At 65.1% G+C, this 21,425-nt stretch carries 21 protein-coding genes and 2 pseudogenes; 8 read left to right on the top strand and 15 right to left on the bottom strand.

Annotated features, from left to right (window positions below):
• Positions 1-117 precede the first annotated feature (117 nt).
• Positions 118-1,368 carry an alpha-hydroxy acid oxidase gene (locus LKE06_RS24895; protein ID WP_228001790.1) on the bottom strand — a complete coding sequence of 417 codons (1,251 nt, stop codon included), beginning with the start codon at positions 1,366-1,368 and terminating at the stop codon, positions 118-120.
• Complete coding sequence (locus LKE06_RS24890) at positions 1,368-1,688, bottom strand: MmyB family transcriptional regulator (protein WP_228001789.1); 321 nt, start codon at positions 1,686-1,688, stop codon at positions 1,368-1,370. Before LKE06_RS24890 ends, LKE06_RS24895 begins: the two co-directional genes overlap by 1 nt.
• Before the next feature lie 402 nt (positions 1,689-2,090).
• On the opposite strand from LKE06_RS24890, the pseudogene LKE06_RS24885 reads away from it, so the two are divergent.
• A pseudogene (locus tag LKE06_RS24885) lies at positions 2,091-2,441 on the top strand (GMC oxidoreductase); the annotation flags it as partial.
• Between the two features lie 62 nt (positions 2,442-2,503).
• On the opposite strand, the gene LKE06_RS24880 reads toward LKE06_RS24885, so the two are convergent.
• Positions 2,504-2,836: a methyltransferase family protein gene (locus LKE06_RS24880; RefSeq protein WP_228001788.1), complete on the bottom strand. Its 333-nt coding sequence runs from the start codon at positions 2,834-2,836 to the stop codon at positions 2,504-2,506.
• Between the two features lie 195 nt (positions 2,837-3,031).
• Between LKE06_RS24880 and LKE06_RS24875 the strand changes: the two genes are divergently transcribed.
• Positions 3,032-3,307 carry a YggT family protein gene (locus LKE06_RS24875; RefSeq protein WP_228001787.1) on the top strand — a complete coding sequence of 92 codons (276 nt, stop codon included), beginning with the start codon at positions 3,032-3,034 and terminating at the stop codon, positions 3,305-3,307.
• A gap of 29 nt (positions 3,308-3,336) precedes the next feature.
• Here the strand turns inward: LKE06_RS24875 and LKE06_RS24870 are convergent, their stop codons facing one another.
• From LKE06_RS24870 to LKE06_RS24855, 3 genes are all read right to left on the bottom strand, one after another.
• Entirely contained in the window at positions 3,337-3,744 is a 408-nt protein-coding gene (locus tag LKE06_RS24870; protein ID WP_255649786.1) for a TIGR03668 family PPOX class F420-dependent oxidoreductase, read from the bottom strand.
• Between the two features lie 658 nt (positions 3,745-4,402).
• Positions 4,403-4,879 carry an HAD-IIIC family phosphatase gene (locus LKE06_RS24865; protein ID WP_228001785.1) on the bottom strand — a complete coding sequence of 159 codons (477 nt, stop codon included), beginning with the start codon at positions 4,877-4,879 and terminating at the stop codon, positions 4,403-4,405.
• Positions 4,880-5,214: 335 nt separating this feature from the next.
• A complete protein-coding gene (locus LKE06_RS24855) occupies positions 5,215-5,460 on the bottom strand; it encodes a hypothetical protein (protein WP_228001784.1) in 246 nt (81 codons plus the stop codon).
• A gap of 197 nt (positions 5,461-5,657) precedes the next feature.
• On the opposite strand from LKE06_RS24855, the gene LKE06_RS24850 reads away from it, so the two are divergent.
• Positions 5,658-6,560 (top strand): LysR family transcriptional regulator, encoded by a 903-nt coding sequence (locus LKE06_RS24850; RefSeq protein WP_228001783.1) that lies wholly within the window; start codon positions 5,658-5,660, stop codon positions 6,558-6,560.
• Positions 6,561-6,633: 73 nt separating this feature from the next.
• Positions 6,634-7,119 (top strand): nucleoside deaminase, encoded by a 486-nt coding sequence (locus LKE06_RS24845; protein ID WP_228001782.1) that lies wholly within the window; start codon positions 6,634-6,636, stop codon positions 7,117-7,119.
• On the opposite strand, the pseudogene LKE06_RS33345 reads toward LKE06_RS24845, so the two are convergent.
• From LKE06_RS33345 to LKE06_RS24830, 3 genes and pseudogenes are all read right to left on the bottom strand, one after another.
• Positions 7,116-7,397 (bottom strand): annotated as a pseudogene (locus tag LKE06_RS33345) (LLM class flavin-dependent oxidoreductase); the annotation flags it as partial. The gene LKE06_RS24845 and the pseudogene LKE06_RS33345 sit on opposite strands and share 4 nt — an antisense overlap.
• 91 nt (positions 7,398-7,488) lie before the next feature.
• Complete coding sequence (locus LKE06_RS24835; protein WP_228001781.1) at positions 7,489-8,508, bottom strand: alpha/beta hydrolase; 1,020 nt, start codon at positions 8,506-8,508, stop codon at positions 7,489-7,491.
• An 8-nt stretch (positions 8,509-8,516) separates the two neighbouring features.
• Positions 8,517-8,909, bottom strand: a complete 393-nt coding sequence (locus LKE06_RS24830) for an acyl-ACP desaturase (protein WP_308188436.1) — start codon at positions 8,907-8,909, stop codon at positions 8,517-8,519.
• A gap of 871 nt (positions 8,910-9,780) precedes the next feature.
• On the opposite strand from LKE06_RS24830, the gene LKE06_RS24825 reads away from it, so the two are divergent.
• Positions 9,781-11,331: an acyl-CoA carboxylase subunit beta gene (locus tag LKE06_RS24825; protein WP_228001780.1), complete on the top strand. Its 1,551-nt coding sequence runs from the start codon at positions 9,781-9,783 to the stop codon at positions 11,329-11,331.
• 217 nt (positions 11,332-11,548) lie between these two features.
• Here the strand turns inward: LKE06_RS24825 and LKE06_RS24820 are convergent, their stop codons facing one another.
• The 3 genes from LKE06_RS24820 to LKE06_RS24810 all read right to left on the bottom strand — a co-directional run bounded on the left by LKE06_RS24820 (position 11,549) and on the right by LKE06_RS24810 (position 13,238).
• Positions 11,549-12,157, bottom strand: coding sequence for an Rv1733c family protein (locus LKE06_RS24820; protein ID WP_228001779.1), 609 nt, complete (start codon positions 12,155-12,157; stop codon positions 11,549-11,551).
• Complete coding sequence (locus tag LKE06_RS24815) at positions 12,154-12,801, bottom strand: TetR/AcrR family transcriptional regulator (protein WP_228001778.1); 648 nt, start codon at positions 12,799-12,801, stop codon at positions 12,154-12,156. The genes LKE06_RS24820 and LKE06_RS24815 overlap by 4 nt, the downstream gene beginning before the upstream one ends.
• A 284-nt stretch (positions 12,802-13,085) precedes the next feature.
• Entirely contained in the window at positions 13,086-13,238 is a 153-nt protein-coding gene (locus LKE06_RS24810) for a hypothetical protein (protein WP_228001777.1), read from the bottom strand.
• A gap of 33 nt (positions 13,239-13,271) precedes the next feature.
• On the opposite strand from LKE06_RS24810, the gene LKE06_RS24805 reads away from it, so the two are divergent.
• Complete coding sequence (locus LKE06_RS24805) at positions 13,272-15,341, top strand: AMP-binding protein (protein WP_228001776.1); 2,070 nt, start codon at positions 13,272-13,274, stop codon at positions 15,339-15,341.
• A gap of 6 nt (positions 15,342-15,347) precedes the next feature.
• Here the strand turns inward: LKE06_RS24805 and LKE06_RS24800 are convergent, their stop codons facing one another.
• The 3 genes from LKE06_RS24800 to LKE06_RS24790 all read right to left on the bottom strand — a co-directional run bounded on the left by LKE06_RS24800 (position 15,348) and on the right by LKE06_RS24790 (position 19,388).
• Positions 15,348-16,325 (bottom strand): Sco1979 family transcriptional regulator, encoded by a 978-nt coding sequence (locus LKE06_RS24800; RefSeq protein ID WP_228001775.1) that lies wholly within the window; start codon positions 16,323-16,325, stop codon positions 15,348-15,350.
• 214 nt (positions 16,326-16,539) lie between these two features.
• Positions 16,540-17,970: a lipase family protein gene (locus LKE06_RS24795; protein WP_228001774.1), complete on the bottom strand. Its 1,431-nt coding sequence runs from the start codon at positions 17,968-17,970 to the stop codon at positions 16,540-16,542.
• Between the two features lie 173 nt (positions 17,971-18,143).
• Positions 18,144-19,388, bottom strand: coding sequence for a lipase family protein (locus tag LKE06_RS24790; RefSeq protein WP_228001773.1), 1,245 nt, complete (start codon positions 19,386-19,388; stop codon positions 18,144-18,146).
• A gap of 486 nt (positions 19,389-19,874) precedes the next feature.
• Between LKE06_RS24790 and LKE06_RS24785 the strand changes: the two genes are divergently transcribed.
• Together LKE06_RS24785 and LKE06_RS24780 are read left to right on the top strand one after the other, a co-directional pair.
• Positions 19,875-20,381 carry a DUF2599 domain-containing protein gene (locus LKE06_RS24785; RefSeq protein ID WP_228001772.1) on the top strand — a complete coding sequence of 169 codons (507 nt, stop codon included), beginning with the start codon at positions 19,875-19,877 and terminating at the stop codon, positions 20,379-20,381.
• 59 nt (positions 20,382-20,440) lie between these two features.
• The gene (locus LKE06_RS24780; protein WP_228001771.1) at positions 20,441-21,097 is read left to right on the top strand and encodes an NAD(P)H-binding protein; all 657 of its coding nucleotides are present in this window, start codon (positions 20,441-20,443) and stop codon (positions 21,095-21,097) included.
• Positions 21,098-21,425 lie beyond the last annotated feature (328 nt).

Genomic DNA, 21,425 nt, shown 5'->3' with positions numbered 1-21,425 from the left:
CGCAAAGCCGAAAGGCCTGCGCCGCAGGCCAACAGCCATGCCGATTTCCCCAGTGCAACCGCTGAGGGAAATGCTGTCGGGCGTGATATCGTCGCCGCCCTCGGTAGAGGGCTGAGCTCAGCCCTGATCCGGTACCGGAAGCGACCGTGGCGCAAGTCTGGTCAGCTGGGTGACGTGTTGTGGCGTCAGCTCATCCAGGGTTGTGACGCCGAGCAGTCGCATCGTTCGCTCTAACTGCTCGGTCAGGATCGCGATGACCCGATCAACACCGGCTTCGCCACCGGCCATCAGTCCGTAGAGATAGGCTCGGCCGACAAGAGTGAAGCGTGCCCCGAGCGCGACCGCCGCCACGATATCGGCGCCGGACATGATCCCGGTATCCAGCATGATCTCGGTGTCACGGCCCAGATCAGCGGCCACGGATGGCAGCAAGTGGAACGGTATCGGCGCCCGATCCAGCTGTCGCCCACCATGATTGGAGAGCACGAGGCCATCGGCACCGATGTCGGTCACAGCGCGCGCGTCAGCCAGGGTCTGCACACCTTTGACAACGAACTTCCCCGGCCACTGGTCGCGGATCCAGGCCAGATCGGCGAAGTTCACGGTGGGGTCGAACATGGTGTCGAGCAGTTCGGCCACGGTGCCCGACCAACGATCCAAGGACGCGAAGGCGAGCGGTTCGGTGGTCAGGAAATCGAACCACCAGTGCGGCCTGGGCAGCGCGTCGAGCACGGTCCGTGGTGTCAGCGCGGGTGGGATCGACATTCCATTTCGCTTGTCCCGCAGGCGCGCTCCAGCGACGGGCACATCCACGGTAACAAGCAGTGTGTCGAAACCCGCCGCGGCGGCGCGCTCGACCAAGGCCATCGACCGGTCCCGGTCCTTCCACATGTAGAGCTGAAACCAGTTGCGGCCGCGTGGATTAGCCCGTGCCACATCCTCGATCGACGCGGTTCCCATGGTGGACAATGAGAAGGGGATGCCTGCACGGCCCGCCGCCCGCGCACCTGCGTACTCACCCTCGGTCTGCATCATGCGGGTGAAGCCGGTCGGTGCGATCCCGAAAGGCACCGAAACGGGAGCGCCGAGCACCTGCCATCCGGTGCTGACCCTCGACACGTCACGCAGGATCGAGGGATGGAATTCGATATCGAGGAATGCCTGTCGCGCTCGGGCGATCGACAGTTCCGCCTCGGCCGAGCCATCGGTGTAATCGAAAGCCGCTTTCGGGGTGCGCCGTTTGGCGATCTTGCGCAAATCCTCGATGGTCAGTGCCGCGTCCAGACGCCGCTTCTTCCCATTCAGCTGCGGTTTCTTGAATTGCAGCAGCGGCGCGAGATCGCGGGGCCGTGGTATCTGCCGTCTCATCAGCCTGCCTTCCGAATCAGAGCGGTCACTACCCCGCCGCGGCGTGGTAGATGTACAGCAACATCATTGCGGGCCCACAATGCCGCGAAATCCTCACTCTCCGCGCATAATTCGGTGCTGAATTCCTTCCCGACTGCCACATAGGGCTTGTTGTGTGCCAGCACGTCATAGCGGGCGCTGAGCACCACACCCGGCAACGGCTCCAGATGGTCGAGAATCAACTGAAGTTCTTCCGGCAGTGCGGTTCCCGCGTGCACGGTCGGAACCGTCGGCACATCCGCGAGTCGATACAGGTGCGCCTTCCGCCTGCACACTGACATTGATGCTCCTGCCCTGTTCGAGCCGGGTGTACCACGCAAAGATACATCGATGGGCGGACGCGTGCCAGCAATGTGATATCAGCGAGAATATGCAGGTCAGAGGGCCTCTATTGCTACGCGGAAGGACCGGACCAGCACGGTTCGAGCGTAAATAGCGCTTGACGGAATTTCCCGGGACAGCAAGCCAGCCATGCACTTCCGGCTCACCGCACGTCGTCAAGACGCCACTGTGCCCGAATCGCTGCTCAGATTTCCGCGAAACTGAACCGGGGGCGGCTGCTTCCTCGTACTTTTGCCGTAGGCAGCGCAGATCGGAGTGGGACAGTGCAGACAGCTGAGATCTCCGCAGACTATGTGATCGTCGGCTCCGGATCCGCAAGTGCGGTTCTGGCCAACCGGCTCCGCGCCGCGCTCATGTCCGGCCTCCGCATCTGCGCCGATATCGCGGCCCGACCGGCCATGAAGGCGGTGCTGGGCGCCCTGATCTATCCGCCGCGGTCACCGAGCGAGTTGGAAGCCACCTTGGAACTGGCTTTGAACGGCTATTCGCACACGCTGTATCACCCGGCAGGCACCTGCCGAATGGGCACCGATGACGCCAGCGTCGTCACCCCGCGCCTGGAAGTCCGTGGCGTACATGGCCTTCGCATAGCCGACGCCTCGATCATGCCCGTCCTCGTGCGCGGCCACATCCACGCACCCGCCGTCTTCATCGGCGAACAGGCCGCCAAATTCATGGCCTCCGCGCGTTGACCACGAGCGGAACTTCACCGACCGCGGCCCCGATGCCACGGTCATGTCCCACTCGCCGACGGCTACCAGAGGCCGGGGACCAGACGTTTGGTAGTCGCCCGGTAGGGATCGTAATGCGAGCCCAGGGTGGTCAGTCGTGCTTTTTCCTCGACTTGGATGCGGCGCGAAAGCACGGCGGCGGGGATGATGATCGCAAGTAACAGCGAAAGCCAGTTTCCCGCGGCGACACCGGAACCAGTGGTGATCAGCAGGACGCCGGTGGTCCGAAATGCGTTGCCCAACACAGCGATCGCCCACACTCGCACGACCGATCCCAGCCACATGATCGCGACTCCGACGATCTCCCAGAGCGGGTGATCCGGCAGCTGGAGGGCGCTATCCTCCGGGAGTGCCATCGCTACGCCGTTGGCGCCGATAATAGCGGCCGCGACGAGTGAGCAAATCACCCGCTGAGCACGCGACACATCCGGAACCGCCCTGCGTCGGCACCTGATAGTCCGCTGAGATCAGGGCAAAAGCGACACTTTCGGCAGACCGTACGCGTTGGTACCAATAAGAGGGCCAGCGCGGCCATCACGAAGGAGTTGGTCATGAGCCTCATCGGAACCCTGATCGGGTATGTCCTGACGCTGTTCGTCCTGCTGATGATCGCCCGGGTGGTCCTGGACTGGGTGGAAGTGCTCGGCAAGAGCCCGCACTGGGCGAGCCGTGCTCGCGCCTTCACTCACGCCGGGACCGAACCCGTAATCGCCCCGGTGCGAAAGGTGCTGCAACCGATACGTGCGGGCGGACTGTCGATCGACCTCGCATTCACCGCGGTATTCATCGTCGCGCTGATCCTGCGATCGATCGCCTTCGCTTTATAGCGGTGACCGGCCGGGATGGCGGCTCGCGGTCAGCTCGCGGACCATCCCGACCAGCGCGTGACATCGATGGCGATCACCGGTCCCGGCGGTGGCTGTTGCACGTAAACGGGGTAGCGCGTGGTCAACAGGTGCTTCGCTGTCCGGTCTTCGTCGGTGTCCGCGATGCGCGCGTTACCGTCGGCACGCACCCACCACAGCCGCGTCCAGTCATCGCGGTAATGGTCGGCGAGCACCGCGACCGCGGGGTTGGCCGCGATATTCGCCAGCCTTCGCAGCGCGAGAGTGGTTTTCGGCTTCGCGTCGACGCTGGTGTAGATCAGGTCGTCAGCCACAACGAACACGATCGGGACGATATGCGGTCGACCCGTGGCCGAGACCGTGGCCAGCCTCGCGACGGGGTCGGCCGCGAACCGCCTGCGCGCTTCATCCGGACTCAATCGCACGACAGCCTCCTGTGTATTCCGTCCAGCATCACCTTTCGCCCGTCGGTGAGATCTATGCGCGGTCTGTACCGGCCATGCCACGAGGTGTGGCCTTCACGATACGGCGGACACTCTCCCGCACCGCCGCGGTCGCGGCCCGCGCTACGCCCACCGTCCACACCGACGAGCCTTATGAGCGCGGTGCACGCATCCCGGAACGCGGCATTTTCGCCTTGGGCGAGGTACTGCTGAACGCTGTGTGGCGAACGCGGCGGCATGGTCACGCGAACACACCACCCGGGCCCGAGCCGACCGCCTTCTCGAGGTCATGCTGGCCGGGATCAGTATCCAGCGCGGCTAAGTACCCGAACTCCCCTTGACGCTATCGAATTGGCATGCGGTGCAACACTGCTCGCGGTGCAATCATGCGCGCAGTGCCGGTTTGCGTCGAGTGATGTACCGACTACGCGGCGACGAAAGGCCCGTAGAGGGGGCGGCCAGAACGAGATAGGGCATCGGACAGGTGAGGTCGACGTACCAGTGGGCGCGCAGCACCGTCACAGTGGTGGGCGATCGGGTCGCCGCGTATGAGGTTTTCGCCGACCCGGCGCGATTGCGACAGCTGGATGTGGCGGTATTGCCCGATATTCGTGAACAGCGCCGGTTCAGGCGGCTACAGCACCGGAACCCGCGCGAAACCCAAAGGCGGCGTGCGGTTCGGACCGGTGGGCAATACTGGGCGGAACTCTGGAAGCGCGGGCAGCACATCGGCATTGCGTGCGGCATAGCAGCGCACCCTCGGCAGCGCGCGCTGTACTTCGGCGCGCTCGATCGGCTCCGCGTCTATGAAACCGATGGTGTCCAAGCTCAATCCGAGTGTTGTAGCGATGCGCACGAGCGACGAGGACTTGCGACCCCAGCCGATCTCGATGGCCGAGAACATCTCGTAGACCCCGTGCCGATAGAGCTTGTCCATGGTCAGGTCGCGGTCGCCGCGACTGGCGACGGCGTGCCAGATGCCACGATCGCTGAGCGTCTGTAGTGCACGCAGGCTCCCGGGCCGGGGCGCGGTGCTCGTCGCGTCGCACACGACACCGTCCCACAGGGTGTTGTCCAGTTCCCAGACAAGACATCTCAGAGCCGGTCTCATCGCCTGCCCCTATCGCTTGGTCATCACTACCCTTCCGACCGCGCCGGACACGGGGGATGGTGTACTGCTCACCCTCCATGACACGGCACGCACCGGGCGAGCCCCCGGTTTCTGGGTGTCCGCTCCGGCCCGGGTGATACTACCGGTCCGGATGGCCGATGCTCTTGTCAAAAGGAGCAGCTCCGAGTTCAAGCGATAGACCCGAACCTGCCTCGGGTCGGCCGTCAGCATGCTCGATGGCGAGGAATTCCCGAGAAACTCCCGCGCCCGCAGGACGCCGCGGCGGCATGGGCGCGCGAAGGCGTTCCGATCGGCACCATCCACCACTCGACCGGTCATCCCTGCCGCCAACGATCAACCGAAGCCACAAACAGGCCGAGACCGGCCAGCACCAGAAGCCCGGCCAGTGCGGTCGCGCCCACGACAGCGGCGAGGATCGCCAAGACGATCGCGCGCACGGCGAATACCCGTAGTAACCGAGCCACGTCGGACGACGCCTCGATAGCGTTCGTGTCGGAAGAACCGGAACTCGCCGTGTTCGGTATCGCACCCGTGCACCGAGCGGCGTCGGATTCGGTCATGAGGATCCACCTCGAATTCAACAATTGATGGTTGCTCAGCGCAGGTGCCGTGATGACTGCGGCGTCGAGTCCTCGGGCGATTCGCCATAGCGCCGAGCATCATGATCGTGGACACCCCTCGAGCATCACGGTCCGATCAGCGGCTCACAATGCGGAATCGACATACCCAGCCTTAGGCAGCGACATAGGCTGAAGGGGTGCGCTACGACCTGGATGATCTGCGGCTGTTCCTCGATATCGTGGCGGAGGGGTCGATCACCGCGGGCGCGCGGCGCATGCATCTGAGCCTGCCTTCGGCCAGCGCCAGGGTCCGCTCGCTCGAGCATCAAGTTGGAGTCACGCTACTTGTCCGCTGCCGTCGGGGCGTGCGCCCGACCCCGGCGGGAACAACCCTCGCCCGGCACGCGCGCGAGGTTCTCGCGCAGACAGCCCGGCTCGAAGGCGCCGTCGCGAGCTACCTCCGATCCCCCACTGCCCCGCTGACGCTATTGGGCGGCGGTTCCGCGATGCATCGGCTCGTGCCGCAAGCCTTGATCTCTTTTCTTCGTGCGCACCCGGGCATCGATGTCACGGTTTCCGAAAGTAGCACCCCGCAGACCATTCGAATGCTCGCCGACGGCGAGGCGGACCTGGGCGTCGTCATCGACGGCGAGGCCGGCGACAGTGGCCTGGAAACGGAACCGCTCGGCGACGACTCCCTTGTCGTCATCGGTCAGGTCGGCGGAATCCTCACCGGGCGAGACACTTTGACCTACACAGAGGCCGCCGAACACCCACTCATCGGGCTCAACGCCGGCTCTTCGCTACAGCGATGGATCGAGAAGAACATCGGTCCGCACGCACCGGTAGCGCGATATCGTACCCGCGTCGCCAACCTCAACACCCTGATCCCCCTCGCGTCCGCTGGCGTCGGACTGGCTATCGTGCCCCGTCGCGCAATCGACGCCGATCAAATGCTCGACGTGTGTGAGCTGACGGACCCTTGGTCCCGCCGCCGCCATTTGCTCGCGTGGGGCGCACAGGCGAAGATCTCATCGACCGCGACGGTGGCACTGGCCGAACACCTGCGCCACGCGGCACAGTCAACCGAACCGGCCTGAGCATCGACCACGCGATTTGCGTTGCGGAAGAAGATCGGGCCATCCGATGGAGTCGATGCATATGATTCGTTACATGCTTACCGACGTCGATCTCCGCTATCTCGACGAATGCGTGGTACTGGCCACAGAAGCGCTCGACAGTGGTAACGCGCCGTTCGGATCGCTGCTCGTGGTCGAGGATCGCGTGGTTGCCACGGCCAAGAACGAAGTGGCGACGGGCGACCCGACCCGGCACCCGGAGTTCGAGCTCGCCCGTTGGGGCGCACAGCATCTCGCGCCCACGGTGCGCGCGCACGCGACGGTGTACACCTCGGGCGAGCACTGCCCGATGTGCTCCGCCGCGCACGCCTGGGCAGGACTCGGACGCATCGTATTCGCGGCTTCGGCTCAACAACTCGCCGAATGGCGCCAGGAGATGGGCGTCGCGCCGGGCCCAGTGCTCGCCCTGCCGATTGCCGCCATAGCGCCGGAAATCGAGATCGCGGGTCCCGCGCTGCCATTGGCCGACAAGATTCGCGCACTCCACCTGCGCCACGCCGAACGTTCGACGACCGGCTAGCGACACAAAGCCAGCCCACCGGGTGACGAGGGTGCGGACGTCGCCCGGTGGGCAACCGCCACATGCACTCCTTCCCCGCCGCGCCCGAAGAACTCCAGCACCTCGGTGAGCTGCTGTCGAAGTCCTCCGCATCGCGCTTGCCAGGCCCGAGCGCGCGGCGCACCCATCGGTGAACCCACCGATCGCCCGAGTCCCACATCGATGCGCCCCGGATACAGCGACTCCAGCACACTGAACTGGTCGGCGACCACCAGCGGCCGAGGATTCGGCAGCATCGCCCCGCCGGCGCCGCCGACTCATTCCAGCCGCGGCCTCAGCCGACCCCCATCAGCGGTTCCTCCGCACGCAGCGGCCACGACCATCGTGTCCTCAGCTAGGTTCGGGTAGACCGAGCGCTGGAGCGAGTGTCCGCCAGGCACGCGGCAGCTGCGCCTCGAAATCGGGCCAGGTGTGCATGCCGGTCGGCTCATAGTCCACGGTGACGGGAATGCGCAGCTCGCCGAGCCGTGCCACGAAGCGGTCGGTGCACAACCGGGCCCCGGCCTCCAATGCCGTTCCCCCACCCGCAATCGCCAGCGCCTCGCCAACGCTCGGTGAATTGGCGACGGCCACCAGGTCGGCATTCGTCGGAACACCGGACGCGGCCGAGAGGTAGATCGTGGTGCCGCGCAGGACCTCGGCGCCGAGCACGCTGTCGTGCGCGGCCCAATCGGGCGACGACGGCGGTCCCCACAGGTTTTCGACATCGCCACCACGCGAGGCGACGGTAATCGTGGTCACCGCGTGACCCAATGGGTCGGCGGTGGAATAGCAACCGCTCATCCCGGCGACCGCCTGGAACAGGCCGGGATGACGTTGGGCAAGCATCATCGCCGCCTGCGCACCCATGGACACTCCGGCAATCGCGCGGTGTCCATTGGATTTCAGTAGGGATTCGACGATCGGAGGCAGTTCCTCGGTGAGGAAGGTTTCCCAGCGATTGAGGCCGAGCGCCGAGTCGTGACGTTCCCAGTCGCTGTACATGCTGCCGGTGCCGCCGCTGGTCAAGACGACATCCACCGGCTTGTCTGCGAAGAATTCCGCCGCCCGACCCTTGGTGAGCCAGGCGGAGGTGGCATCACCGTCGACACCGTCGAGCAGATACAGAACCGGACGCGGCCCCGCACCGGTGCCACGCAATATGTCGACGGTAATGATTCGTCGCATCGCGGCCGAGGCGATGTGCAATCGCGACCGATGCGCGTCGACGATCTCCTCACTGATCAGCCCGGTTCGCGTCATTGCCGGGTTCACCGGCGGCGGCTGCGGCGGTTCGGAGGGTGCCTCCGCGAGTGTGGGCGCGGCACTGACCGCGGCGATGACTGCCATCGCCGCCGCGGTCATGGGCATTCGTAGGCTCATACCGCTACAGCGCCCCGCTCAGCTCCGCGGGCGGCTGCCCGGTCGCGCTGTTCCTCGAAACGTCGTGCCTTGATCTCTAATTCATCGAGGCAGGCGGACAGTTCATCGCGTGCGCGGTCGCCGTCCCCGGACAAATCGGTGCGGTCGAACACGTTCCACGCTCGCAGCACCGGGCGAACCACAACGTCGAGATGCGGCCGCAGGTCGAAGATTTGGCTCTTGGCCGACACAGCGGCGTTCCGGCGGAAATTGGGCTGGGTGGGACCGGGCATTTGGAACCGGGTCACGATATCGGTGATCGCACGCAGCATCTCGTTCGGCGTCAGGTCCAGTGCCGCGGTGCTGAGGTTGCGATAGAAGATCATATGCAGGTTCTCGTCGGCGGCAATTCACTCGATCATACGTTCGGCAACTGGTTCACCGTCACCGCTCCGGTGTAGCGGTGACGGATTCGAGTTACCAATTACCGCAACGTAACATATGCGACCGGACGCAGGGATCGCGGCCCCTTCACGGGTTTCGCGACGCCGGTGGTCATATGCGCCATCCCGGCCGCCACAAGCGCGACCGGGTCGACGGCGCGGGTGACAACGAGATAGTCGCGCAGCGACGATCGCGTGCCGGTTCTCCGCGGCGACCCATCGCCCCACCCAGGTGCCCCATACGCCGTCCAGCGAGCACGATTCCGAGATCGAGCACGGTTTCCATGCCACGCCTTCACACGCCCAGCGGGCCGATCCGCTAACATCCTCGGATTCGGCGCCAGCCGCCGCGGCGGCCACCAGGCTGCGTGCCGTCGTAGCGACATCGCCATGCGGCACGTTGCCCGCGTGCTCGACCAGTTTCATTTCCAAGTTCGTGGGGCCCGAGCCGCGTGTGTGCCGCCATGAATCCGGAAGGCTAGCTACGATCGGCGCCGAAACGCCGATGTGAAGGCAGAATAGGACCTCATCAGCCCACACTCCAGAGGTCAGGCGAAATCACAAGCAGCCGTTCATTTTTCGAGACGCAGCGCCGACCGCGCATAACCGGCGCCACGTCAGTGCCACCCCACGATCAGCAGGCGGGCCCGGCCGTCGGCAACTCTTAGTTGGGCGATCGACCAAGAGCGGGCGACCCAACCCTGTGAGCTACCCCATGAGTAATGACCGCAACCTGTGCTTCCGATCTCATCCCGGATAGCATCGAGCGCCGCGCCCCTTTACGAAGTAATAGGCGGAGCAACGGCGACAAAGAGTTCGAAGGACGGCATCACCCCATATGAGCTTTACGCGAGACAAGCTGGAAGAACTTCGGGACATCCTGGAGCTCGCCGAGGAACCCGCTGGCGAGATCGGCATCGCGAAACGCAAGGCCAAGGGAATACCGAGCGCCCGAGAACGGGCGCGCATGCTGCTTGACGTCGGCTCGTTCATCGAGATGGGCGCGCTGATGCGTCAACCCGGCTCCGGTAGCGCCATGTACGGCGATGGCGTGGTCACCGGCCGCGGATTCATCGATGGCAGGCCGGTGGTGGTCATCGCGCATGACCAGACCGTGCACGGTGGGTCAGTCGGCGAGATGTTCGGCCGCAAGGTCGCCGCCGCCATGGAGTTCGCGCAGGAGAACGCCTGCCCGGTGGTAGCGATCAACGATTCCGGCGGCGCCCGAATCCAGGACGCGGTGGCATCGCTGGCCTGGTACGCGCTGATGTGCCGCCGCCAGGAGGACCTGTCCGGGTTCGTGCCGCAGGTAGCGATCATGCTCGGTAAATGCGCCGCCGGATCGGTGTACGGTCCGGTGAATATGGATGTACTGGTCGCGACCGACAAGTCCTACATGTTCGTCACCGGCCCCGAGGTCATCAAGGCGGTGACCGGCGAGGTGGTGAGTGCGGAAGAACTCGGTGGCGCGGCCGTTCAGGCCGCCAACGGCACCGTCCACCACGTCGCCCCCGACGAGAAGGCCGCGTTCGACTGGGTCCGCGACTATCTCGGCTACCTGCCGTCGAGCTGCCTGGAGCAGCCTCCGGTCGTGAACCCAGGCCTGGAGCCGGAGACCACCGACCACGATCGCGAGCTCGACACGATCATTCCGGACTCGGACAAGGTCGGTTACGACATGCACGAGATCCTGCTGCGCATCTTCGACGACGGCGCCTTCCATGAGATCGCCGCGGACACCGCGCAGAACCTGATCACCGGCTTCGCCCGGGTCGACGGCCGCAGCGTCGGTGTGGTCGCCAACCAACCACAGGTGCTCGGCGGCGCACTCGACGCGCAGTGCTCGGACAAAGCCACCCATTTCATCCGGCTGTGCGACGCCTATGGGCTGCCGCTCATCTTCGTCGTCGACACCCCCGGCGTGCTGCCGGGTGTCGAGGAGGAGCGCAATGGTGTCATCAAGCGCGGCGGGCGGTTCTTCCGCTCGGTGATCGAGGCGACCGTACCGATCGTGACGATCGTGACGCGCAAAGCTTACGGTGGCGGGTACGCGGTGATGGGCTGCAAGCAACTCGGTGCCGACATCAGCCTCGCCTGGCCCACCGCACGGATCGCGGTGATGGGCGCCGAGAGCATGGTCGGCATCATCGGCCGTAAACAGCTCGAGTCCACCCCGGCCGACCAGCGCGTCGCCGTACGCGCTCAAATGATCGACTTCTACAACGCGACCATAGCCACTCCGTGGATAGCGGCCGAACGCGGCTACATCGATGCGGTCATCGAGCCGTCGCAAACCCGCCTCGAGATTCGTAAGGCATTGCGACTGCTCCGGGACAAGGGCGCGATCAAGAAGCACAATCCGCGCAAGCACAGCCTGTTCCCGGTCTGAGCCTTCCCACCTGTCGCCGGATCATGCTGTGTCACAACACAACATGGCAGAATTCGTCAGATTTCCGACGTCGTCGGCCCACCGAGCGTCCGGCTCGATGACTACCTGACGTTATCGAAGTGCCCGACCCCTCGTTCGCCGCTCAGCGACCCGGCACGCGGCGCGCCCGCCGAGGATGTCCCTACCCATGCTCGGCGGGCACAACACCTCGATACAACTAACTCTGATCCGGCCGAGTGCCGTGGTTACCCCAGGTGAGTCCGACCGTCGCCCATTCGGTTTCCCACAGGCGCGAACGCCGGCGATCGAGGCCGCGGCGCATCCCGAAGTAGCAGCCGCCGAACAGGGCCAGCACCGCGAAGCCGACGACGGTGGTGACGACGACGGCCTTGCTGATGGCCCGGGTCGCCGAAGGCGGTTCAACGACCTTGCCCGCGTTGTTGACCCAAACTGTCACGGTGCCACCGGGTTTGACGATGCCGGTGACCGTATAGTCGCTGGTATGCGCGGTGCCTGCCGAATCGTGCCATTCCACCTTCGTGGGGGTCACCGGTGCGTAGATCGGTGTCTGCCCCACTTCCACTACCGTCGCGTCCACTGTGTGCAGCTGGGCCGCCTCCGCTTGTGCGGCACGGGTTTCCGTTTCGTAGACGCGCCCGCCTATCGTCATCGCGGCCACCGGAATCATGATCAGGAACAGCACCGTCAACACCACTGCGATCACCTCTTGGAGGCGATCTTCGCGTCGGCGCATCGGGTTCCGATCCAATCCGACGCGTCGGCACGTCCGGCGGACCGCATTCTCATTCACCGACCCTGTGGTCATGACGGTGACTCCTCGTGGTGGATATCGGTAATCAGCCCGGCGAGGGTGTCGAAGAAGGCTTCGATGAGCTCGGGGAGGCTGCCTGGATCCGTGCCGAGTGCCCAGGCCTGCAGCGCCGCGATGAGCATCCCGGAGCCTGCCGCAACAGCCGCGGCCGGACGTAGATCCGCTACCGGATCAGTACCCAGCCTGGCCGCGATGATGCGTACCGATTCTTGCTGCCCTTCTTGACGGATGCGCTGGTAGCTCGCGTACAGCGCGGGCTCGTCGTCGAATCGCTGGAACAGCGCCCAACGGCGCACGAACAGGTCCGCGCGCGGGCCGCCGTATTCGACCTTCAGCCAGTCACGCACGGCGTGGCGATAGGCGATAAGCGGCGGCTCACTCAGCGGACGGCGGCACAGGGCCTCATTGAACAGGTGTACGTCCTGGTCCAGATCGGCAAGGACGGCTTCCTCGATGGAAGCGAAGTGACGACTGAAGGTACGGCGGGTTACTCCGGCCCGTACGGCGATGTCCTCCACCGCGACGGAACCGAGTCCACGCTCGGTCAGTAGGTCGAATGCGGCAGCCGACATGGCCGCCCGACTGCGCCGGGTACGCAGCCTGCGTCCATCCAGGTCGACTTCGTCGTCCCCACCCATGCCGCCATTCTAACAGGCAATTGTCCCAGCGAGACAATAGTTTCCCGATTCGGATAATCACCTGCCGTGACGTCGTCCAACCCGGGTCCGAGATGGACTGTGAGCTGACCAGGACCCACACGATCACGCGATCTACGGTTTACCCGCCGGACATTGTCGCCACCGAGAAGCCGAAAGGCGGCATCCAACATGACGAGTACGCGGTCCGGATCGCCGGGCGAGCGCCAATTGGCCCAAGTGTCCGCCGAGCAGCGAGTCGCCGTGCGAGACTTCATAATCGACAATTACAACGGCACCATCGCCACCCGTGGATCGCCGCCGAGCATGGCGACATCGACGCGGTCATCGAATCCGCGTGCATCCGGCTCGAAGTTCGGCATGCCCTGCGGCTGCCACACGAAAAGGACGCCGTGGCCGAACCCACCCCCCGCACCCACAACCTTTACCCGATGTGATCGCGACGGCACCAAGTGATTACCGACGTTATCGACGTTATCGCCGAGTTCCCGATCGCACGTAGAGCAGTATGGGATCTGCTGTTGGATCCGCAGACCTACCCACGGATATTCGAAGGCGTCGGCGCCTGCGAGCCGCTCGAGACAGTGTCGGGTCACCCGGTACTGCTGGTCCGGGTCGGCTCGGCGGAGGCCGGAATCCGTTCCCACACCATGCAATTGGTGGTTGGTCACGCACCGGAGAGCCTCGAGCTGCGCGGCCCGATGCTCGGCAGCTTCGCCTCGATTCGGCTGCGTGGCGACCACCGGCACACGCACGTCAGCGTCACGTTTTTCGCGCCCGGCCGGGTGCATCCGCGACTGGTGGAGCTGTCCAACGCCGCCGTCATCGACTGGGCACGCGCCGGACTACAACGACTCGCCGACCTCGTGACGGCCGCGCCGACCTCGATTGTCGTCAATGGCGAAGACTCCCCCATGCGACGGCACGCCGGTGTCGCGAGGCAGATTATGACCTCAGGCGTGCTGCGCACCTACCGCCCCGATTCGGCGATCCGACAGCTGCGCAAGCTATCGGAGTGGGGGTTCAATCTGGCAGGCGGTTACGCCGCCGCGGCCGTGCACTCGCCGGGCCGGATCGCCCTCATCGACGATCGCGACCTGCATACCTTCGCCGACATGCATCGGCGCACCAGCGCGCTGGCCGGGGCGATGGGCGCACTCGGGCTGTGTTCGGGCGACGCGATCGGGCTGCTCGCCCGCAATCACGCGGGCATGGTCGAAACCATGGTCGCCGCAGGTAAACTCGGTATCGACGCGGTGCTGCTGAACACCGGTCTACCGGCGCGCAGGATCGAGGAGATCGTGCAGCGCGACAAACTTTCGGCGCTGTTCGTGGACGCCGAATTCGATCCGCTGGTCCAATACCTGCATGCCGACATCCCTCGATACGCCATCGACGGGAGGCGACCCGTCGTCGACCGGAAGACAATCGATGACCTGATCGCCATGGGGCACACGGATTTTCGCAGACCGACACAACCAGGTCGGCTGGTAGTTCTGACCTCCGGCACCTCGGGCACACCCAAGGGTGCGCGCCGCCCACATCCGAAGGGTTTCGCGACCATCGCCGCACTGTTGTCGCGAATCCCGTTGCGAATGAACGAAACCATGCTTATCCCGGCCCCGCTGTTCCATACCTGGGGCTTGGCAGCGCTCCAGCTGAGCACCGCGCTGCGGGCGACGGTGGTACTGGCGGAGCACTTCGACGCCGAGGACTGTCTGCGCCTGATCGCCGAACGCCGGGTCACCACCCTCATCGCCGTTCCGATCATGGTGCACCGGATCCTAAAACTGCCCGCAGCGGTGCGCGACCGCTACGACACCTCCAGTCTGCGGATCGTGGCCAGTTGCGGTTCGCCGCTGGCGGCCACCACCGTGCTGCGGTTCATGGACACCTACGGCGACATCCTCTACAACGTGTACGGCTCCACCGAGGTGTCCTGGGCGACCATCGCTGACCCCGAGGACCTGCGGACCTCGCCGACCACGGCCGGACGTCCCCCGCTCGGCACCAAACTCGGAGTGCTCGGACCCGACCTGCGCCTGCTACCTGTCGGCGCGACCGGGCACATCTTCGTCGGCAATCACATGCTCTTCGACGGCTACGTCAATGCCGCGCCGCCCAATACGGCCGACGGCATGCTCGACACCGGCGACCTGGGCTACCTGGACGCCGCCGGGCGACTGTTCATCGCGGGTCGCGACGACGAAATGATCATATCCGGCGGCGAGAACGTCTTCCCGCGTCCGGTCGAGGAGGCGCTGGCCCATCTTCCCCAGGTCAGCGAGGTGGCAGTGGTCGGAGTGCCGGACCAGGAGTTCGGACAGCGACTGGCGGCGTTCGTGGTGAAAACCGAAGGTGCCGGGCTGGATTCGGATATGGTGCGCAATTACATCAGGAATCGGCTCAGCCGCTTCTCGGTGCCACGTGATGTCACATTCCTCAGCGACCTGCCACGCGGCGACACCGGAAAGATCCTCAAACGCCTGCTCGGCGGCACGGGACCGACCGAGGCCACCTGACCTCGGTCATGGCATGTCCGTGCTCGCGGACCCCGGCTGCGTGGTCACGGTGTCGGCAGGACGATCAACCGTGCGCGGCAATCGTTCCCGCAACGCCTCCAGTAGTCCGATGGTGTACTCCGGCGGCGGCGCGTGTACCGACAGCACGTTCGCCACCCGAAGGTAGACATCGAGGTCGGCGAGCTTGTCCAGGTACAGCGCACTGGTCAGCTGCTGCAGGTAGACGATGTCGGGCAGGTCGTTCTCCGCGAACCGCAGGACCGTGAACGCGCCGTCGGCCAGCGTGGGCCCACCGACATGGTCGGCGAGCACCTGCATGGTGATCTGTGGCCGCGCCGCAATACGAACCAGATGGTCCAGCTGAGCGCGCCACACCGTCGAACCACCTATCGGCCTACACAAGGCCGTCTCCTCGACGATCACCCACAGGTGCGGCGGATCGGGTTTGGTCAAGATGTCCTGGCGGCGCATCCGCAACGCCACCCGCCGGTCGATCGCCTCATCCGATTCGTCCGGATGCGCCAGCGTCAGCAGAGCCCGGGCGTAGTCGGCGGTCTGCAGAAGTTCGGGCACGGCCCTCGGCTCGTAGCAGCGGATCAACCGCGCCGCCTGTTCCAGGCCGAGATAGGTGTCGAACCATTTGGGCAGCCAGTCGGTATCGCGATGCCACCAGCCCGACGCGCTGGCTCCGCGGGCCAATTCGGTGAACTCCGCGACCTGGTCGGGATCGGTCACCTGGTAGAAGGTGAGCAAGTCGATCAGATCGCGCTGCCGGAAGCCGACCCGACCGAGTTCCAGTCTGCTGATCTTCGAATGCGATCCACGGATTGCCTCGCCGGCATCCTCCCTGCTGATCCCCCGCTCTTCGCGTAGCCGCCGCATCCGGCCACCGAGGATTATGCGTAGTACGGCGGGTCCGCCGTCCGCGGACCCACCTCCGCCGAACGGGGAATCATCGCCCGGCAGTATCTCCGAACTAGCCATGTAGCGAGTCTGACACGGGAAGACCACGACTTTCCATTACCAAAGCACCTTACCGATACCGGGTTTCAACGCAAAAGGACTTCCGCGCTCGCTCGTCCGAACAGGTTACGGCCCGCGCATGTCGCGGCAATCGCGACGGTCGCCGCGCGGCGGCGCGTATCAAGGCCCTTGATCCGGCCGTGGAATTCGATCTCGCTCCGAGGACGCCGAATCCTCAACACTCATCGGGCACGGGTACCCCACGCAGCCGCTGATCGAGCCAGTCCATGGCCTCCGGATACCCGAGCCCGCCGGCGATGATGTGCTCACCGAGAACACTCCGATAGACCGCAGCGACGCCGAGACCGCACTGCTCACGGTAGAGATTGCGGGCCCCCTCGGCCGGGATCCAGAATTCCTGCTCGCCGTTGTAAATATAGAGCGGGGTCGCCGATCTCATACCTTCCATCCGCGTCACCCGATAAATGTCCTCGGCGAGTCCCGAGTGCAGTGGATCGGCGAAGTTGGCCGCGATATCGATGGGCAGCATCAGCACGCCCGCAGCACCGAAATCGCTGCCGCACAGGTCTTTCAGGGGAGAGACCGCCGCCCACTGCGCCAAATTGTTCATCCGGCCGAGGATTTCGGGGCGCTCGCGGCCGATGGCGAATGTCGCGGCCATGAACACCGCCGAGGCTAGGTTGCCGTTCATACTTCGGGACAGCATCTCGAAATCGGCCGGCACGCCGCCCAGCGTGGCACCGACGATCACATCGGTCAGCTCCGGCGCATAGCTTTCGATCAACTTGACCGCGCCGTGCGTGGCGATCGCGCCACCTGAATATCCCGTCATCCCGAACTTGCTGTCCCCGAACTCTTCCGGCCGCAGTTCCCGCACCGCACGGATCGAGTCGAGCACGGCATGTCCGGCGACGTAGGGCTCCGCGTATGCCATCCACGGACCCTCATGGTCGGGGATCAACACGGCGTACCCTCGCAACACCGCCAATTGCGTTGTCGGAGGGATGAAATCGGTGATACTGGTGTCGCGCGACCAGCCGTGTGCCAGGCTGTAACCGGGCGTGCAGTCACGGCCGAGCGCATCGATAGGAAGGTTGTTCACCACCACCGGCCTGCTTCCCGAACCGACCCAGTCGGCGGCCGGAATGACCAGTGTCGCAGTCGCATACGACGGCTGTCCGTGCGCGTCGTCGGTGCGGAACTTCACCAGCAACGCCTGCCGGATCGGCACGATAACCAGCGGCGCCGCCGACGCGGTGACATCCCTGACCTCGATAGCCTCTCCGGCGTCGAATTCGCCGAGGTTCGCAGGCCACGCGTCGAAGATCGGATCGCCAACCGGCGAAGGCAATACCGCCTGCCTCAGCGCGGTCAGCGTGGGAGAGAGCTCTCCGGTCGCCGCCGTCGACGGCACGACGGACTCGGGCGGCACCGGTGGCGGCGGTACCACGCGATCGATCCATTCCTGTACGCCGGGCAGGATCGCACCATTGGCATCCGGCAGTCTCGGAAGCCCCGAAAGATCAGGCAGCGCAGGCAATCCCGGAAGCGCCGGGGGTGGCGCGGGCGGCTGCGCGGCCGCTTGTCCGACCACCGGCGGACAGGCCAACAGCAACGTGACGAATAGGACACGCCAACATCTCATGACACACACGCTTCTGGATACGACGACGATGTCTGGCGCCCGGAGAGTGATGCGGCCTTCCGCCCCCCCCCCCGAAATGCCCTGTCGCACCGAGGCCAGACCGTCAGGCTAACCCGCCATGCCCGAGTTGTGTGTGTCACGAAGCCATATCGCAACAACCCAGCCCGAATACTTCAGCAGTTGCTTGGTGCGGGCTCACCATGGAATCGGGCGTTCAGCCAGCCGAGCGCCGCCGGTATGCCGAGCACTGCCGCGGTCAGGTGATCGGGTGTCGGTGTCTGCTCGGACACCACCCGAGCTCCCGCCGCACACCAGCGCCGGTCGGTGTTGACGATCGCGTCGACCGGGATGAGCCCGTCGATCGGCGAATGCCATTCGAACACCGGCGTCTTCGGTACCCCGTCGTAGAGCTCGAGACTGTTCTCCTCCACGACCGCGCGAGCGTCTTGGTCGTTGATCATCGACGTGGTCTGCGCGAAGTCGATCGCACCGTGTCCCGCCCCGGCGGCGATGATGTCGTTGGTGCAGCTGTTGGCGATCGCATTGCGGGCGGCGAGCCCACGGTCGTTGAGTTGATCGCTGAGCGGGAACCGATCGGGGTATTCACGTTCGAGCCCGAGTCCGGCGGCCAGCGCCAGCCCGAACACCGGATGCGAACCGAGGCCGAGCGTTTCGAGCATCTTCACCAGGTTCATGGGCACGCCGCCCATAGCCGCACCGGCTATATCGAGCTCCGGCGCGTACTGCGGCGCCAGCGCGGCGGCCCATGCCGTGGCCATGCCACCGCCGGAATAGCCGACCATACCGACCGGGCTCTTCTCGACCTGCAGGTCGGCGACCTTCTTGACCGCACGAATCCCGTCCAGGGTGATCTGACCACCCAACTTCGCCGCGCCATAGGCGAACTCCGGTCCGAGATGATCCGGCAGCGCAACTGTCCATCCCTGCTGAAGCAGCACATTCCAGGCGGGCGCCTCCCGCACCATCAGGTTCGGATCGTCGGTGTAGAGCACGCGCGACACCGAGCATTCCGCGCCGAGACCATTGATGATCTGCTGGTAGGACAGCAATGGGCCGTCCTTCTGGTGCGCGCGCGGCGTAAGAACCGTGGTGATCGCCGCGATCGGCTTGCCCTGGGAGTTCGTGGAGCGGAACCGCACCAGCGTCACCGTCGTATCGGGGAAGATCGGCAGCGACGGCAGCGCGCGCACCCCGATCACGTCGCCGGGCTCGAGGTCGGCCACATTCGCGGGCGCCGCGTAGAACGGATCCGGATCCGCCACGGGGTATAGCGGCGCGGCATCGCCGGTCCCACCGGCAGCCATCGACATCACCACCCCGAGGGCCAGCGCCCCCAAGGTGCGCAGCCGGGCGCGCAGCGGCCTGTTTCCGCTCAATGAACTCTGGGCCTGTCTCATCGACGGTGCCTTCCGAAGGGTCCAACGTTGTGATCATCGTGGACAATAGCGGCTGCAAACGACATATGGCGAATGAAATGTTTTGACAAATCACAAGTTTCGAGTGAACGACATACGTCGGCCCCGCGACATCCCTGGTGACAATCCCCCACGATTCGGCGCAGGCCCTGTGACATGTCCAGCCCATCGACTGGCAAAGGGGACTGCTGCACCACTGCTGAAAAACAACCGGGTGCACTACCGGTGTGGGCCGTCACCGCCACCCGCCTCGACTAGCCCTTCCTTGCGGAAGTCGAGTACGAGCGAAAGCACGCTACTGAACCAGAGTTCGAGACACGCTGATGATCGAAGTCTTCTTCGGTCAGAACCGAACCCGCACGTCGGTACTGAACACGACTTCGAACATTCACAGTGACCCGTCGAACCATCGCGGCGGCTGGGAGGTGACTACGCTCGGATGGCGAGAACCGAGCGGGAGGAGTATCAGTGCGGTGGAATCCGGTGTCGTCGACGAAGTCCGGCGCGGCGATCCTGCTATGCGCGGCGCTGCCCGCGCTGACCGGATGCGGATCGGCCCCGTCGGCACCGGAGGAGACCACGGCGCCCGTTACGACCACAACCACCGCCACGGTCGCACAGGCACCCACTCCGCTCGCCGCCGCGCCCACCGTAGATCCCTATGCCGGTCTGACACTCGTCGATCATGTCGAGTGGACCGAAGGGGTCGATGGGGCGCGACTGCTCGTCTTCCCGACCGAAGCCGGACGCCAAACCACCTTCCCCGGATCCGACGAGCGGGCATGGCAAGAGGTCCTCGGCCAATCCGCGGACGCCGACTCCCCCGGCATGCGCGACCAGTTCATCTGCCATTGGGACTGGGCCCGTCTCGTCTCGCCCAATAAACCGAGCTGGAACCTGGAACCCTGGCGCCCGGCCGTCGGTCATCAGGCCACCGTCCAGGCCAGCTGCAACCCCGGCGGACCCGAACGCTGATCCGCTCTCGCACACCACCCCCAGCCACCTACCTCGGGACCGACCGGAAAGGATCACCAATGCGCGTCGTCATCGCAGGCGGACACGGAAAGATCGCGCTGCTGCTCGCCGAGTTGCTCACCACCCGTGGCGTCGAGGTCGCCAGCCTGATCCGTAGTCCCGGCCAGGCCGGCGATATCACCGCCACCGGCGCCCAGCCCGTTGTGCTCGACCTGGAACACGCCACCGCCGCCGATGTTGCCGCGGCCATACAGGGTTACGACACTGCGGTTTTCGCCGCGGGAGCGGGACCCGGCAGCACCGCCGAGCGAAAATACACCATGGACAAGGGTGGCTCGGTACTGCTGGCAGACGCCGGCGCGCAGGTCGGCCTGCGGCGCTTCGTGCAGATCTCCACCATGGGCGCCGGTAGTCCACCCGCGGCGGGCACCGACGCGGTCTGGGCGGCCTACATCGATGCCAAGAGCCAGGCCGAAGACGATCTACGCGCCCGCGATCTGGACTGGACGATCCTGCGGCCCGGCCGTCTCTTGGATACTCCTGGCAACGGCTTGGTCACCCTCGGCCTGCCGCCGCTGCCGTACGGCAGCATTCCGCGCGCGGACGTCGCCGCTGTTCTCGCGGAGATACTGCCCGCCGAGCAGACCTTCGGCACGACACTCGAACTGGTCTCCGGCGCTATTCCGGTATCCTCTGCCGTCGCGAAATTCAGTTAGCCAGCTATCGAAGGTAGTTTCCCGAGTCGGCCCCGCGTGAACGGCCTAAAGCACCAGGACGACTCCTTAGTTGCCGCACACAGTACGTCACTATCTGCGGTAACTCCTTACCGTGACTTTTCTCCCGAATGTTCCAAGCGCCGCCAATTGCATTGGATGCGAACCCGCGACGGTATGAGTATCGAATGCCTCAAGACGGCGAACGTGGTCTCCGCCAGCGAAGTTCGGCACGTCGGCACCGCCGAGGATAGCGCCGATGAGAGACGTCGTGTGCCTGGTCTGACGCAACTACCTGCGGATTCCATACCGACTCGCATACGATGCGATT

It is taken from the genome of Nocardia australiensis (assembly GCF_020733705.1).
GTDB classification, from domain to species: Bacteria; Actinomycetota; Actinomycetes; order Mycobacteriales; family Mycobacteriaceae; genus Nocardia; species Nocardia australiensis.
This window is presented reverse-complemented; position numbering and strand designations above follow the sequence as displayed.

Coding starts and splice junctions, on each gene's coding strand:
- LKE06_RS24835 (WP_228001781.1), bottom strand. CDS start 8,508: ATGCCCATGACCGCGGCGGCGATGGCAGTCATCGCCGCGGTCAGTGCC.
- LKE06_RS24845 (WP_228001782.1), top strand. CDS start 6,634: ATGCTTACCGACGTCGATCTCCGCTATCTCGACGAATGCGTGGTACTG.
- LKE06_RS24855 (WP_228001784.1), bottom strand. CDS start 5,460: ATGACCGAATCCGACGCCGCTCGGTGCACGGGTGCGATACCGAACACG.
- LKE06_RS24880 (WP_228001788.1), bottom strand. CDS start 2,836: ATGGCACTCCCGGAGGATAGCGCCCTCCAGCTGCCGGATCACCCGCTC.
- LKE06_RS24815 (WP_228001778.1), bottom strand. CDS start 12,801: ATGGGTGGGGACGACGAAGTCGACCTGGATGGACGCAGGCTGCGTACC.
- LKE06_RS24780 (WP_228001771.1), top strand. CDS start 20,441: ATGCGCGTCGTCATCGCAGGCGGACACGGAAAGATCGCGCTGCTGCTC.
- LKE06_RS24890 (WP_228001789.1), bottom strand. CDS start 1,688: ATGTCAGTGTGCAGGCGGAAGGCGCACCTGTATCGACTCGCGGATGTG.
- LKE06_RS24800 (WP_228001775.1), bottom strand. CDS start 16,325: ATGGCTAGTTCGGAGATACTGCCGGGCGATGATTCCCCGTTCGGCGGA.
- LKE06_RS24795 (WP_228001774.1), bottom strand. CDS start 17,970: ATGAGATGTTGGCGTGTCCTATTCGTCACGTTGCTGTTGGCCTGTCCG.
- LKE06_RS24895 (WP_228001790.1), bottom strand. CDS start 1,368: ATGAGACGGCAGATACCACGGCCCCGCGATCTCGCGCCGCTGCTGCAA.
- LKE06_RS24865 (WP_228001785.1), bottom strand. CDS start 4,879: ATGAGACCGGCTCTGAGATGTCTTGTCTGGGAACTGGACAACACCCTG.
- LKE06_RS24825 (WP_228001780.1), top strand. CDS start 9,781: ATGAGCTTTACGCGAGACAAGCTGGAAGAACTTCGGGACATCCTGGAG.
- LKE06_RS24820 (WP_228001779.1), bottom strand. CDS start 12,157: ATGACCACAGGGTCGGTGAATGAGAATGCGGTCCGCCGGACGTGCCGA.
- LKE06_RS24875 (WP_228001787.1), top strand. CDS start 3,032: ATGAGCCTCATCGGAACCCTGATCGGGTATGTCCTGACGCTGTTCGTC.
- LKE06_RS24790 (WP_228001773.1), bottom strand. CDS start 19,388: ATGAGACAGGCCCAGAGTTCATTGAGCGGAAACAGGCCGCTGCGCGCC.